A 14,641-nucleotide genomic window follows, 5' to 3' on the forward strand; every position below is an offset into this window, starting at 1 on the left:
AACTCCAGTTAAACTCGCCACTCCGCGGCGGCCCGGTACTCCTCCGGAGTGTTCACATTGAGCAGCGGGGAAGGGGCTCCTTCCAAGTGTCCCGTAAAACCTTCTTCCGGCACATACAGCACATCGAGGCCAGCCAGCCAATCCATCACCTTCAATTTCCCCTCGGACAAGGCGATTTCCAGCTTCGCAAGGGTATCCTTATGGTAGAGCCCCAGCAGCGGCTGGACTTTGCCCGAACGCGAGACCGGTACGACCGCAGCCCGCCCGCCGCTCCGCTCCCAAGCGTCCAGGATGTACCGCATAAACGCCGCCGAAACAAACGGCAAATCGCAGGGGGCGGCAAAATACCAATCCGAAGGCGCCGCGCTCATGCCAGCATGAATCCCTGCCAGCGGGCCGCAGCCGGGAAAGAGGTCGGCAGCCTGCGAAAGCTTCAGGAAACGGAAGTCCTCCCGCTCCTTCTCTCCGCAGGCGACCGTCACCGGGTCCGCGACTTCCCCGAGGGCGGCGGCCACACGGGCAATGGCCGGGATACCGCCGTACTTAAGCAGCGCTTTGTCGGCGCCCATCCGTCTGGAACGGCCTCCGGCGATGAGGATACCGGCAATTTTCATCTTCATCTGACCTCCTTCGCCAAAATTATTTTTCATAAAAGGTAATCCCCTCCTAGAAAAGCTGTGCATTTGGAAAAAGCAGAAAAAGCTGGTTTGTATCCCTTTTCAACTAATGTTACAGTGATATTAGCGGCTATGGCGGCTCTGATTCAACATGCACAGCATTTGCGGGAGGAGAGCATCCAACTTGCAGGATAATAGTGAAAAACCATATACCTTCACATCTTTAAAATGGTTTAACTTTTTCGTTTACGGAACCATGGTTTTGTTTACGAGCTTTTTTCAGCTTTATTTACAGGATGTAGGGATGAACAAGCTGGAAATCGGTGTGCTGATGTCGATCGGCCCCTTCGTCTCGATCTTCGCCAACCCGTTCTGGGGGCTATGGGCCGGACGTTATCCGAATATCCGGGTTATCGTCCTGCTGATGCTGGCGGGGACGCTTCTGTTCTCCCAGCTCATTTTTCAGGCCAATACATATGAAACGATCTATGCGGCGATCATCCTGTTCTTTTTCTGCCAGACTCCGTTGTTTGCGCAGAGCAACACCCTGATCTTGAGCTATATTTACGGGTCGAAACAGCGCTTTGGCTCCTTCCGCCTGTGGGGCTCCCTTGGCTGGGCGCTGACGGCAATAGCCGCTGGCCCTATCGTGGATTACGGCGGCGTCTCCGTGCTGTCCTACCTGTTCGCGGTCCTGCTTGGCTTGTCCATCGTCTCGCTCGCGACTCTGCCCAAGCTGCGCCACTCCATCGGGATTGCGCCGATGCCGCTTCGAGGCTTTCATGTGCTGTTTAAGAATCCTTACTTTTTGTTCTTTATCTTTTTCGGCATTCTGGTATCGATCCCCAACACGGTGAATAATACGTTCATGTCGCTGTATATCAACGATATGGGGGGCTCCAAGACGATGGTCGGGCTTGCAGTGTTCCTTTCCTCCATCGTTGAAGTAGGCGTCTTCATGCTCTGCGACCGCTACCTGCGGCGCAAAATCTCCGTACTCATCGGCTGGCTGGCGCTGGTCAGCCTCTTGTTCGCGCTGCGGTGGTGGCTGATGGCGCAGTCAACGACGCCGCTTGAGGTGGCGTTCATTCAAATTTTGCATTCAATAACGTTCGGCGGCTTCTTTTATGTCGGCACCGAGCTGACGATGCTGCTCATCCCCCGGCCGTACCGCTCTTCGGCACAAGCTCTTTATACGCTGTCCTGGAGCGGAATTTCGGGAATGATGGGCGGCATCCTCGGCGGATGGCTGTTCCAGTATCTCGGCGCCCAGAGCATGTACGAATTCTGTGTCTTTCTTGCGCTGATCGGGGCGGTTGGGTACGCAGGCATGTGGGTGTTTGTCCGAAGGAATCATTACCGCCCTCACCAGGTGACCGAGGATGCACATGAAGAAGACGGGGTTTAGCCCGCTTTATGAAGTCTCTCCGGCCATTTGTTTGTCGAGCTGCTCCAATACGAAAGGCCAAGCCTGTTCATGCGCATCTCTGGAATCCTCGTCGGGGAATCCCGAATGCGTAAGGCTTAGCAGCGTGCCGTCTTGCCGGGGAGCCAGCTCAATCGTAACCACCGTCTCGGCTCCCTTCGTACCTCCTTCTCCCGTAACCCATGTCATTTCAACCAGGCGGTCTTGTTCAAGCCGGAGAAACCGGCCGTAATGGGGATGCCGCCGTATGGTGCTGTCCTGTGCGGTGCGGGAGACCGTTTCAAAAAAGAAGACGGTATTGACCTCCCCCTCCATAATGACCGATCCCGGCTCCGCAAACCAGCGGTCGAACTTCCGGGTCCACGCCTCATACAGAACTTCCGGCAAAGCCTTCATCTGCCGCTCCACTTTCAACGAAAAAGCCATCGAGCCTTCATTCCTTTCTGTTTTCATTTAACGGCACCGCTCTTTGGAGGTGCAAAAAAACGGCTGTTACGCTTTCGGGCGGCAGCCGTTTCTTCTGCTTGTCTTATGATTTCAGCTTAGCCCTGTTTGGGCGGCTGATAGGAGCTTTTGAGCGAAACGATCAGGTTGAAGACCGGCTTGCCGGGCTCCGAGTACCGGCTGTCCACGTTAAAGTAACCATGGCGGAAGAACTGGAACTTGTCCTGCGGCTTGCTGTCCTTGAGTTCAGGCTCTACGAACCCTTGCAGAATTTCCAGCGATTTCGGGTTCAGCTGATCCAGGAACGATCGGGCGGGCTTGTCCGCGCCTTCCAGCTCCCCGGCTTCCCCTTCACTTTCCGGTTCTTCGGCGAGAATCAGCGGCTCGTACAGGCGGAATTCCGCCTGAGCGGCGTGGCTTGCTTCCACCCAGTGCAGCGTCCCTTTGACCTTTCGGCCGGTAAACCCGCTTCCACTCTTCGTCTCCGGATCGTAGGTACAGTGCAGCTCGGTCACTTCGCCGTTCTCATCTTTGATCACTTCATTGCACTTGATGAAATAGGCATGCTTCAGGCGCACTTCATTGCCCGGGAACAGCCGGAAATATTTACTCGGCGGATTCTCCATGAAATCGTCGCGCTCAATGTAAATCTCGCGGGAGAACGGAATTTGCCGGGTGCCCATTTCCTCGTTCTCGCTGTTATTCTCCGCTTCCAGCCATTCAACCTGTCCCTCGGGATAGTTCGTAATGACCACCTTCAGCGGGCGGAGCACCGCCATCGTGCGGGGCGCCTTCAGCTTCAGATCCTCGCGGATAAAATGCTCCAGCATTTGCAGATCGACGAGTCCCTGGCTCTTGGAAATGCCTGTCTCGTAGACGAAGCTGCGGATGGCCTCCGGCGTGTAGCCGCGGCGGCGAAGCCCGGAAATCGTCGGCATACGCGGGTCGTCCCAGCCGTCGACATGCCCTTCGTCGACGAGCAGCTTCAGCTTCCGCTTGCTCGTTACGGTCTGCTCCAGATTCAGGCGGCCGAATTCGTATTGATGCGGCGCGGCCGGCATCTCGCACTCGGCGATGACCCAGTCGTAGAAAGGACGCTGATCCTCGAACTCCAGGGAACAGAGGGAATGCGTCACGCCTTCGATGGCGTCTTCAAGCGGGTGTGCGTAGGCGTACATCGGGTAGATGCACCACTTGTCGCCCGTATTGTGATGATGCGCATGGGCAATCCGGTAAATGACCGGATCGCGCAGGTTGATGTTCGGCGAAGCCATGTCGATCTTGGCGCGAAGCACCTTCTCGCCGTCCTTGAACTCGCCCGCGCGCATGCGGCGGAACAGATCGAGACTCTCTTCTACGCTGCGGTCGCGGTAAGGGCTGTTCTTGCCCGGTTCGGTCAGCGTGCCGCGAAGCTCGCGAATTTCGTCCGCGCTGAGGTCGTCCACATAAGCCTTGCCCTTATGAATCAATAGCTCTGCCCGCTCGTACATTTCTTCAAAATAGTCCGAGGCGAAGCGCAGGTTCTCCCATGTGTAACCGAGCCATTTTACATCTTCCTCGATCGATTTCACATACTCCGTATCTTCCTTGAGCGGATTCGTATCGTCAAACCGCAGGTTTGTCTTGCCGCCGAACTCGCCTGCCAGCGTGAAATTGATCCAGATCGCCTTGGCGTGCCCGATATGCAGATAACCGTTCGGTTCCGGAGGGAACCGGGTGACGATTTCGTTTACTTTGCCAGAGCGGAGATCTTCGGTAATGACATTTTTAATGAAATTGGAGGGTGTGCCCCGGTTCTCCACAGCAATCAACCTTTCGTTCGTGAATTCTTGCCCTTGTTCTTGTATAAACAGGTTTCCTATTAATATACCCGTTAAGCCGGGATTGTTCAATAAAATGGCATACGCTGCCAAGGTGCCGGTTCCCTTTGACTTCCCGCCGGGTCATGGAGTAGCATGAGTTTCAAGAGGAGGCGAGCCAATGAAACCGATTAAATTGCCAAAAGAGCAGCGGGAAGCGATGCTTGATCATATCCAGTCCTATTTCGAGCTGGAACGGGGAGAGAGCATCGGGCGCCTTGCGGCGGACAGCCTGCTGGACTTTTTTATGAATGAGCTGGGACCGGCCGTCTACAACCAGGCGCTGAGCGACTGCCGCACACTGACGGCGCAGCGGATGCAAGGGCTGGAAGAGGATATCTATGCGCTGGAATGGAGAGTATCCCGAAAATAGGCGGCACCGCTTTAGACTTGCGATCGAACTGAAGGAGGCGGCAGCTTGTTCCATTTTGTAATCGATGATGAGCTGGTCCTGAAGCCTCTGGCGGTGGAGCAGGCCAGGGCCTTGTTTACGCTTGTGGATCAATCAAGGGAACGGCTGCGCAAATGGCTCCCCTGGGTGGACAGCGTGACGGACGTGTCGCATATGACGGCCTTTATCAAAACCGCCATCCGGCAAGGCAGCGACAACGGCGGCTTTACCGCAGGCCTGTGGGTGAGCGGCCAGATGGCCGGCATCATCGGCTTCCATGAAATCGACTGGCACAACCGGTCCGTCGGCATTGGCTATTGGCTGGGGGAGAGCTTTGAAGGCAACGGCTACATGACCAGTGCCTGCCGGGTGTTCATCGACCATGCCCTGCTGGAAATGGATCTGAACCGGGTAGAGATCCGCTGCGCCACGGGCAATGCCTCCAGCCGCGCCATTCCTAAGCGGCTCGGCTTCGTGCTGGAGGGCGTGATCCGGGAAGCCGAGAAGCTCCCGTACGGCTATGTTAACCATGCCGTGTACGGCATGCTGCGGAGCGAGTGGAAGCTGCTCCGGTAATGAAAGGCAGGGCGGGCCGGAAAGGAAGCTTGATAGACAGCCAAGCCTTTTAACTGGAGGGGCGCGTCACCCTGCGGTAGATACGCGTTATTTTATACGCTGCCAAAAAAACAGAGGGCCCCTAAAGGCCCCCTCTTACTCCTCGTCCAGCCATCCCTGGAACCGCGACCGGATACCGGACGCCAGAGCTTCCAGCCGGACCAGCTCTTCCAGACCGCGCTTGTCCCCGCGCCCGGACGCCATCATCTGGAGCACGCGCAACACCGGGACTCCACCGTCCCCGGAGGAGACCTTCACGATCGCCGAGCCGGGGGTAAGCTCCCCTTCGCGCAGCACCCGGAAATAGAAGCCGCTGAAGCCCGTCTTCAGCACCTGCGCGGGCATATCCGCCGGACCGTGCTTTTGCGAGAGCTTAAAGCAGGGATAGCGGGGCTGGCTCACCTGTACGAGCGCGTTCCCAATCTCATAAATGTCGCCGATGCAGACTTCCGTCTCAAGCAGCCCGGCGGTCGTCAGATTTTCTCCGAAGGCGGCGCAGTCCAGCTTCTTGCCCAGCCACTCTTCCCAGTAGGCATAATGCTCCGACGGATACACGCAGACGGCCTTGTCCGGCCCTCCGTGATTGACCAGATCGGCTTGTCCGTCCCCGGCCAGCCCGTCCGCCGAGAGACGTACAGGACCCACCGCAGGAAATTTGTAAATGCCCGTCTCCAGCGGCTTGCCTTTATAATGAGTCGTTACCGGCATTCCCACGTTCAATGAGATAATGTTCATGACCAACCCCGCTTTCTGTTCGCTATTATCTGTCATGGTCTACTCTTCTTTGACCCGTTCATCCTCTTGTCTGTTCGATGCCTGCGGGAGGATACAGCTCATAAATATCTCGTCCACATACCGGCCCCCGAGATAAAACTCCTCGCGAAGACGCCCTTCTTCCAGGAATCCGCATTTCCGGTAAAACGACATAGCCGAAAGATTGCTTGAAAGCACACGGAGCCGAAGCTTGCGGATGCCGCGCTCGGCAGCCAGCTCCTTGACGGCTTCCATCAGGTCCCGGCCGATTCCCGCGCGCTGCCGGTCGGGATGGACGGCAATATGTATCTCATAGACATGCCGGTTGCTCTTCATTCCGGTCGGGCAGCCGAAGCCGACATAGCCGCACAGCTCGTCCTCTATCAACGCAACAAGCTGGGAGCCCGGAGGGGCATGCAGCAAAAAGTCCTCGCTCGACCGCCACGACAACGCCGCCGGGGCCGTATCCTCGGTCCATATCAGATGATCCAGCATAATCAGCTCGCGGACGTCACGAAGCTCGGACAGCCGGATCGACAGCGTACATTTGTCTATGTGAAGCATATTCATATCCCCCTTGCAAGTAAACGGCGCATGGGACAAGCGCCGATGGTTTAAAGCTTATAGGCCTAGCGCTCCGGTCAAGCCGATTTCACCGCTTCGGCCGATTCCGAAAGCGCGCCGCGTCTGCTGCCGTATGCATGAATGACGAAAAATCCCACAGCCAGCACCGCCACGCCGCAGGCCAGCCAGGCGGTCGGCGCCAGGCCTCCCGCGTCAAACAGGCTGCCCATAAAGAATGGGCCGAGCACCCGGCCTACCGCCCCGATGCCTCCGGTGAGGCCCAGATAGAACGGAGCGCCATGCGCGGCATGCTCCGAAATAAACGCCGGCATGGCCGGAGCAATGAGCATTTCGCCCAGCGTCGTCAGCAGCATGGCGAAGAGCATGCCGGCATAGCTCGGCATCGTCAGGATGACGATGTAGCCGCTCAGGTAGAAGACGGCGCTCGCCGTCATCTGCGCCGCCGATCCGGCCGCGAACCAGCGCTTGACCAAGGCGACCAGCGGCTGGGCGGCGAAGATCAAAATGCCGTTAAGCGTCCACAGGAAGCCATAATATTTTTTCGGCAGGCCTTCCGAAATGATGAACGGCGACACTCCCGTATTCCAGATCGAGTTGCCAATGAGCAGAAACAGCGACCCGAGCGCCATAAACAAATAGATTCGCGTATTGCCCATCAGCTTCCAGTTCGAAACGGCCCGGGGCTGCGCCTTTTTCGATTCGGCTGAAACGGTTCCCCGCGTGTCCCCCACTTGCCGCAAGTACACAAAGAAAAAAACGGCAAAGACGGCGGATGAGACGCCGTTTAACACGAAACTCAGCATATAGGAGATATCCGCCAGAAATCCGCTCAGCGCCGTCCCGGCCGCCACGCCGATATTGTTCGCGACATAGACGATATTGAACAGCTCGGCACGCCGCTCCGCGAACCGAAAGCCGATAAACGCCTGGATAGCGGGCATGGAGAGCGCGTTGAACAGCCCCACCAGCCCCATTGCGATAATGAACAGCCTCCAGCTTGAGCTTGCCGCCGGTAAGGTGAACAGAACCAGCGCATTCATGGCCAGCGCGCCGACAATCAGCCTGCTCACCCCGACTTTATGGTACAGGGAGCCGCCGAGCAGCTGGCCCGCAATCCCGCCTAGCGACTGAATCAAAATAACGAGCCCGGCATCCTGCATGCTCCGTCCGAGCTCGCCATACACATACATCGTAATCAGCGGCCACATCAGCGCGCTGCCTGTCGCGTTAATCAAGCTTGCGGCCAGGAACACTTTTACTTCCCTGGGATAGTTGTCCAAAAACCTCATCTGCCAATACATCCCCTGTAATCTGCGTTTATCAGTAATCTCACTAGATTACGTCCTAACAAACGTTCAGGGCAAGCCTATGCATTGACGCTTTAACGTAGTTCAACCTCGACCGTCGCCGAGAAAAAAGTGGCTCCCTTCCCCATATCGCTCAGCCGGGAGGGGGTCAGCACATTACTCCGCTGGGGGCGGTCCTTGCCTTCCCACCACAGCCCCTGGCTGATGACGGTGCCCGGAAGCATGCGGTCGGTCACCGACGCCCAAATCTCAATCACGCCCCGGTCATTATAAACCTTGACCTCATCCCCGTCGGCAATGCCCCGCTCCGCGGCATCAACCGGATGAATTTGCAGCGTAGGTCTTTTCTCCAAGGTTTGATGCTTGCCGACATTAGCGAAGGTGGAGTTGAGGAAATTATGGTTCGGCGGCGAGATGAACATAAGTGGGTACTTTTCTTCCTTGGCTGGCCGCCGGATGCCGTCAAAGCCTTCGATAAGCGGAGTATAGGCTGGCAGCGGCGGCAATCCCGCATTCTCCATCGCCCGGGAGTACAGCTCAATTTTGCCGGATGGCGTGGGCAGGTTATCCAGATACCGTTCTTTAGGCGTCATATCCAGCTTGACATGCCGCTCAGCCTTCAGCCGTTCAAGCGTCACTCCGTTCAGATACGGATTGCGCGGATAGTCCAGCGCCTCGCGGATCATGTCTTCCTCGCTTTGCCCGAAGGCTTCCTCGTCAAAGCCCATGGCCTTTCCCAGCAGCGAGAACAGTTCGACATTGCTCTTGCACTCGCCAGGGGCTTTTAGCACCGGCTCCTGAAGCTGGATATAATGATGCCAGTAGGAGCTGTACAAATCGGTATTCTCAAAAGTCGACGTGGCGGGAAGCACAATGTCGGCGTATTTGGCCGTATCAGTCAGAAAAAGATCATGCACGACCGTAAACAGGTCTTCGCGCTCAAATCCTCGCCGCACCCGCTCCGCCTCCGGCGCGACGACAACCGGATTGCTGCAGTAGACGAACAGCGCCTTGATCGGCTGCTCCGTCATTTCCAGCGCTTTGCCGATCCGGTTCATATTAATGCTGCGCGCCCGCGGATTCGGCCGCAGGTCGGGACGCTCCAGTGCCCGCGAATTCATCGCGGCATACCCGCCGTTGCCCTTGATCGCGCCTCCCCCCGGCTTCAGCCACTGTCCGGTCAGCGCAGGCAGACAGGCAATGCTGCGCACCGCCATGCCTCCGTTATCATGGTGCTGAAGCCCGTTGCCGATATGGATATAGGAGACCGCAGCTTTTCCGTACAATGTTCCCAATTTTTCAATGTCTTCTACCGGGATGCCTGTTATAGCTGCCACAGCCGCCGGCGTATACTCTTCCGCCTGCTGCCGCAGTTCTTCATGCCCCACCGTGTAAGTCTTGAGGAAATCCGCGTCCGTCAGCCCGTCGCGGAACAAAATATGCATGATGCCGAGCGCCAGCGCCGCATCCGTTCCCGGATACAGCGGCAGGAACCAGTCGGCCCACTGCGCAGTGCGGTTCTTATGGACATCTATGACGACAATTTTGGCGCCCTTCTTCCGGGCCTGCTCAGCCAGCACAACCTGATGCATGTTCGTGCTGACGATATTTCCGCCCCAGACGATAATCAGCTCGGCGTTCACGGTATCCTCCGGGCTTGTCCCGCCGCTGAAGCCCATTGTATATTTCCAGCCCGCGCTTCCGGCGGCATTGCAGATGGTCTGCTCCAGGCGGCTCGCTCCAAGTGCGTTGAAGAACCGGCGGTCCATGCCCTCCACACTGAGTACACCCATATTGCCGTAGAAGCTGTACGGCAGAATGCTTTCCGGCCCGTATTCCTCCGACAGGCTGCGGAATTTGCCGGCGATTTCGGCAATCGCTTCATCCCAGCCGATCGGCTCGAACGCGCCCTCTCCTTTCCGCCCTACGCGGCGAAGCGGAGTAGTCAGACGGTCCGGATGGTGGACGCGCTGCGCCATGTTCCTGACCTTGTTGCAGATGGCTCCCCGGGTGACCGGATGCTCGGGATCTCCTTCGATTTTTACAATTTTGCCGTCTTTCTTATGCACAAGCAGCCCGCAAGTATCGGGACAATCCAGTGAGCATACGGCAGGGAATATGCCATTCTCGAGTTCGTTCATGCCGCTTGGCCCTCCTCGTGTTTGCTCCTTTTATTGTATAATTGAACATTCCTATCCGTAAAGCAAAACGGGAACGTTCCTGCTGATTCGAACCGGTGAAAGCCGGGTAATAGACGGTATGAAATACTCCCTATTTTATCGCCGTAAGCTTCGGTTTCGTTCCCCCGAACCGTTAGCGATTACGGCGAATTTTTATTGCCCGGCAGCAGCTCATGCAAAAGAGCGCCGCTCCCCCGGAGACGGCGCCCTTGATCAGGCAATGAAGCTATAAAATTATGGCCGGAATTCCCGGTAATTAAGCGTGCTTCTTCACGCCGGCCGAGGCCACGCTGTCCAGAGATTGAACCGCCGCAGGCGACTTACGCAGATAGGCGTTCCAGTAGATGGCCGCCACAAACAAGGCTCCGCCTGTCAGGTTGCCGAGCCAGACCGGCACGAAATTGCCGAGGTACTGTCCCCATGAGAAATGGCCTTCGAAGATAGCCGCCGGAATCAGGAACATGTTAGCGACAACGTGCTGGAATCCGATGGCAACGAAAGCCATGGTCGGGAACCAGATGCCGAGGATTTTGCCGCTGAAATTGTCGGCTCCGTAGGACAGCCAGACCGCCAGCGCCACAAGCCAGTTACAGCCGATACCCGAAACAAAAGCCTGAAGGAACGTAGCGTCCAGTTTGTGCTCCGCCAGGTCAACCAGCTTGTCAAGGTAGACGCCATCGGCGGTCAGACCCACGACATGCCCGAAGAAATAAGCGACAAACAGGGCTCCCACAAAATTGCTCAGCGTAATCAGAATCAGGTTCTTGATCGTCTCTCCGAACGAGATCTTCTTGGAATACAAAGCGAGCGGCACAGCCATCATATTGCCGGTAAGCAGTTCTCCCCCTGCCAGAAGCACGAGAATAAGTCCGACCGGGAACACCGATGCCCCGATAAAGCTGGCGATGGACCCCCATTCCTTCGGCGCGCTGGCAATAACGCGAATATCAAGTAAGTATCCCAGAGCGATGAACGCTCCCCCCAGAAAGCCGAGAATAAGCACGGTGAGCAGAGGGTTGTGAGCCTTCTTGATTCCGTTCTCCACCGTCACTTCGGCTATTTGCTGCGGTTTGTTATAAGCCATGGTTACTGTCTCCTTCTTCCTTCACTATTACTTTAAATTTTTTCTTTAGGCCCATTGTAGCTCTTTGCTCCCCACATTTACGTGATAATTATCACTTGTGAAAATATCAAGTGAATTTTTTCACCAGTGTGACAAACTTTTAATCGCTTCCGAAAACTGTAACTGAATTTCAGGATAAAGTGCTTTAATTGTTTGATCCTTTTACAACCTGGATGTTATTAATGAACCCTGCTTCAGGAGTAAATATAGCAGTAAATTTATTACTCTTCACATCATACTCGAATAACCCTCGTTTGTTATTAACGACTGCTATCGTATATATTTTATTGCCATCGTTCGAGTAATTGGCATCTCCTCTTTGTAATCTTAAAGTCCCCCACTTACTCAAACTGGATGTTTTCTTGGCATTATCATAGTCAACAACCGTAGAGGGCACTTGTCCCTTATTATATTCCTTGTCACAAAATGCAATAACATGATCATCTTTATTCATCAGCATACGAATCCAGTAATTCTTGCTAAAAAGTTTGGTTTTCTCCTTCAAAGCGAAATCTGTTTCATATACGGTAAAAGTTGGCATTTTAAAATTATTCTGTCCCACAGGTCCATCTTGATGGGCCAGACTATAGTTCCTTTGCTTCACCGAATACGCAGAAGCATAGATTTTTTTGTTTATGTGATCTAATGTGATTGTTTCTACCAGCATGTCATTATCGCCCCAGAGCGTCATCTCATGGGTGTTGAGATCAATGGCTCCTAATCGTATACCTTGCTCTCCTTTTACATTAGCCACAAAAAATAGTTGATCTCCTGAAGGAATAATATAATTGACTGCATATAAGTTATTAGTTAGCTGATTACTTTTATTGCTCGATAAATCTCTGATAAAAATCTGGTCTCCGTAATCCTTGTCTGTATTTACCCTTTGCGTATAGTACAACAATTGATTAGGCTTATCATAGAAGCCCAAAGGATATTGAGCTGTATAATCGAATGCAAAGACCTTTTTCATTTCTTTTGTAGCTGTATCATAGCTTAATATTTGTGTCTTTATGGCCCCGTTATTATCTGTAGTTGAATACTCTGAATAAGTCATCGTGATGTAATCAGCTGCAGGTGCTGTTGATTTCACCTTTGTACTGGCGATTGCACTGGGATTTGCTGTGCTTGTTGGTTCCACACCAGCACCCTTAGACGAGCAGGATATCAGTAGTATTGCTAACAATATCAGACATATTAAAGGCTTTAATTCTTTTTTCATATCACTCTCTCCCTAATATCTGGTTCTATATTTAACTATAGTATCCACCCGACCATCCTTCATCAGCCAATTATGTAATTATATAGCATTTTAAAAGGGGGTTATTTACAATTCTATTACAACCATCTTCTCACACGGCAAAACCTAACAACATCTCTGTAAAAACAAAAAACCGGAGCCGCGCCCGGCTCCGGTATGGATATTTAATTCGTGCTGCTTAACTGAACCCGCTAAACTCTGACCGGCTGTTTGCTCTCCGCAAGTTTCGGCAGCGCCTGAAGGCCGGCCGTGTTCAGGAAGTTCCACGGCTTGTTGTAATGCGGCTGGAAGAAGAAATCAATAAAGGCGAGCTGGTCGACCGTCATGCCGTTCTGGATGCAGACCGAGATCGTATTGATCGACTGGGTCAAATCCATTTTGGACATGATTTGCGCTCCCAGAATGCGGCGCGTGCCGCGCTCAAAGACAACCTTGAGCTGGACCTCCTCGAAAGTAGGCATAAACTCCGGACGGTAGTTGTCCGTAATCATGACCGCTTCGGCGTCGATTCCCTCGTGCTTGGCGGCGGCTTCGGTCATGCCGGTTCCGGCGATATTGTCTTCGTAAATTTTGATGCCGGAAGTCCCTTGCGTTCCCATATAAGGAATCGTATTGTTCACCAGATTGCGGGCAACCAGCGTGCCCATCCGTACGGCGTTGGTTGCCAGCGGGATGTAGGCTTTTTTACCTGTCGGGTTGTAGTGAATCGCACAGCTGTCTCCTGCCGCGAACACATCCGGCGCGCTTGTGTGCATGTAGTTGTCCACGATAATCGCCCCGTTGTCCAGCATATCGACCTGTCCCTTAAGCAGTTCCGTGTTCGGACGGAAGCCGATGCAGAGAATGACCAGATCCGCTTGGTATTCGCCTTTGTCCGTAACGACGGTCGTTACCTTGCCGCCCTCGCCCTTGAAGGAGCTCACCTTCTCGCCAAGCGCCAGCTCGATGCCGTGATCCTTCAGCGACTGCTCGATCGGATTCGTAAACTCGGGGTCAAGGTATTTGCTCAGAATGCGAGGCTCCGCGTCGATCAGCGTGACCTTTTTGCCGTTAAGCTGAAAGGCCTCGACCAGCTCGATACCGATATAGCCCGCGCCGACGACGGCGATATGCTTGGCGTGACGCGATTTTTCGATAATGGTATTGGAATGATTGTAGTTTTTGGAGAGCAGAATGTTATCCAGGTCAATCCCTTCAAGCTTAGGAACGATCGGCCAGGAGCCTGTCGTCACAATGAGCTTGTCGTAGGCATCGTCAAATTCTTTGCCCGTGTTCAGATCGCGTGCGCGAAGCGTCTTGTTTTTCGTATCCACCAACACCACTTCATGGCGCATATTGGTCTTGACTCCGAGCTCGGCCAGCTTCTCCGGAGACGAATAAAACAGCCCCTGCGGGTCTTTCACAACGCCTCCGACATACAGCGCAATGCCGCAAGACAAGAAAGAAATGTTGTCGTTGCGCTCATACACGGTAATTTCGGCTTCCGGGTACAGCTGGGCTGTGTTGACAATGGCGGCGGTTCCTGCGTGGGTGCATCCGATAACGGCTACTTTCATGGTTTCTTCCTCCTCCAAATGCAAAGCTCTTTTTTTGGACAAAACGTTTGTTAATGTGATTTTTTTCACTTTATACAATCATTATATTGTGATAATTATCACATTTCAATCATTTTTCTGCCAATTAACACATTGTTCACAATTTGAAATGAACCGCTTCGGGAGAAGTCCGTTTTAGTTTGGCCCGCCTGCACTTGCATTATGTCAGTGGAAGAATGAAGCAGCCGCACCCGCTTAAAGGAACGCACCCTTCTGTTTTTTTTATAAAAGTCTCCATAAGAAAAACTCCTATCGAAGCCTCTCGAAGATGTTGCCGAATCCCTCTTTGGCGGTTGTTTTTCTTGCAATATCAGGAAGTCTGGTCTTTGAAGTTTATACATAGAAAATCCCCAGGTTTCACCAGGAAACCCAGGGATTTATACAGGACGCAGGGATCTCGGCAATCTATTGTCCCCCGTTAGCTAACCCATCTATCCATCCAAGCGACTCACTAACCCTCCATCAACTCTGCCGCATCAACAACC

Annotated in this window: 13 protein-coding genes; 3 read left to right on the top strand and 10 right to left on the bottom strand. The window is 54.0% G+C overall.

The annotated features are described in order from the left end of the window. Positions 1 to 8 precede the first annotated feature (8 nt). Complete coding sequence (gene mobA, locus PSAB_RS22780) at positions 9 to 650, bottom strand: molybdenum cofactor guanylyltransferase (RefSeq protein ID WP_025336864.1); 642 nt, start codon at positions 648 to 650, stop codon at positions 9 to 11. A 151-nt stretch (positions 651 to 801) separates the two neighbouring features. Here mobA and PSAB_RS22785 point away from each other — a divergent pair, with 151 nt between their 5' ends. Further along, positions 802 to 2,025 (top strand): MFS transporter, encoded by a 1,224-nt coding sequence (locus PSAB_RS22785; RefSeq protein ID WP_025336865.1) that lies wholly within the window; start codon positions 802 to 804, stop codon positions 2,023 to 2,025. Positions 2,026 to 2,031: 6 nt separating this feature from the next. On the opposite strand, the gene PSAB_RS22790 is transcribed toward PSAB_RS22785, so the two are convergent. Beyond that, complete coding sequence (locus PSAB_RS22790; RefSeq protein WP_038596244.1) at positions 2,032 to 2,496, bottom strand: SRPBCC family protein; 465 nt, start codon at positions 2,494 to 2,496, stop codon at positions 2,032 to 2,034. An 89-nt stretch (positions 2,497 to 2,585) separates the two neighbouring features. After that, positions 2,586 to 4,289 carry a glutamine--tRNA ligase/YqeY domain fusion protein gene (locus PSAB_RS22795; RefSeq protein WP_025336867.1) on the bottom strand — a complete coding sequence of 568 codons (1,704 nt, stop codon included), beginning with the start codon at positions 4,287 to 4,289 and terminating at the stop codon, positions 2,586 to 2,588. Between the two features lie 178 nt (positions 4,290 to 4,467). Here PSAB_RS22795 and PSAB_RS22800 point away from each other — a divergent pair, with 178 nt between their 5' ends. Then, complete coding sequence (locus PSAB_RS22800) at positions 4,468 to 4,719, top strand: DUF2164 domain-containing protein (RefSeq protein ID WP_025336868.1); 252 nt, start codon at positions 4,468 to 4,470, stop codon at positions 4,717 to 4,719. 45 nt (positions 4,720 to 4,764) lie between these two features. Next, positions 4,765 to 5,313 (top strand): GNAT family N-acetyltransferase, encoded by a 549-nt coding sequence (locus PSAB_RS22805; protein ID WP_025336869.1) that lies wholly within the window; start codon positions 4,765 to 4,767, stop codon positions 5,311 to 5,313. 135 nt (positions 5,314 to 5,448) lie between these two features. On the opposite strand, the gene PSAB_RS22810 is transcribed toward PSAB_RS22805, so the two are convergent. The 7 genes from PSAB_RS22810 to PSAB_RS22840 all read right to left on the bottom strand — a co-directional run bounded on the left by PSAB_RS22810 (position 5,449) and on the right by PSAB_RS22840 (position 14,117). Continuing rightward, positions 5,449 to 6,123 carry an MOSC domain-containing protein gene (locus PSAB_RS22810; protein ID WP_226991740.1) on the bottom strand — a complete coding sequence of 225 codons (675 nt, stop codon included), beginning with the start codon at positions 6,121 to 6,123 and terminating at the stop codon, positions 5,449 to 5,451. A gap of 3 nt (positions 6,124 to 6,126) precedes the next feature. Further along, positions 6,127 to 6,669: a GNAT family N-acetyltransferase gene (locus tag PSAB_RS22815; protein WP_025336871.1), complete on the bottom strand. Its 543-nt coding sequence runs from the start codon at positions 6,667 to 6,669 to the stop codon at positions 6,127 to 6,129. Positions 6,670 to 6,746: 77 nt separating this feature from the next. Continuing rightward, on the bottom strand, positions 6,747 to 7,979 hold the full coding sequence (locus PSAB_RS22820) for an MFS transporter (RefSeq protein WP_025336872.1): 1,233 nt from the start codon (positions 7,977 to 7,979) through the stop codon (positions 6,747 to 6,749). A gap of 92 nt (positions 7,980 to 8,071) precedes the next feature. Next, on the bottom strand, positions 8,072 to 10,138 hold the full coding sequence (locus tag PSAB_RS22825) for a molybdopterin-containing oxidoreductase family protein (RefSeq protein WP_025336873.1): 2,067 nt from the start codon (positions 10,136 to 10,138) through the stop codon (positions 8,072 to 8,074). A gap of 295 nt (positions 10,139 to 10,433) precedes the next feature. Beyond that, a complete protein-coding gene (locus PSAB_RS22830) occupies positions 10,434 to 11,261 on the bottom strand; it encodes a formate/nitrite transporter family protein (RefSeq protein ID WP_025336874.1) in 828 nt (275 codons plus the stop codon). A 184-nt stretch (positions 11,262 to 11,445) separates the two neighbouring features. Beyond that, complete coding sequence (locus PSAB_RS22835) at positions 11,446 to 12,522, bottom strand: hypothetical protein (protein ID WP_025336875.1); 1,077 nt, start codon at positions 12,520 to 12,522, stop codon at positions 11,446 to 11,448. 230 nt (positions 12,523 to 12,752) lie between these two features. Then, positions 12,753 to 14,117: an FAD-dependent oxidoreductase gene (locus PSAB_RS22840; RefSeq protein WP_025336876.1), complete on the bottom strand. Its 1,365-nt coding sequence runs from the start codon at positions 14,115 to 14,117 to the stop codon at positions 12,753 to 12,755. Positions 14,118 to 14,641 lie beyond the last annotated feature (524 nt).

It is taken from the genome of Paenibacillus sabinae T27 (assembly GCF_000612505.1).
Taxonomy (GTDB): Bacteria; Bacillota; Bacilli; order Paenibacillales; family Paenibacillaceae; genus Paenibacillus_AQ; species Paenibacillus_AQ sabinae.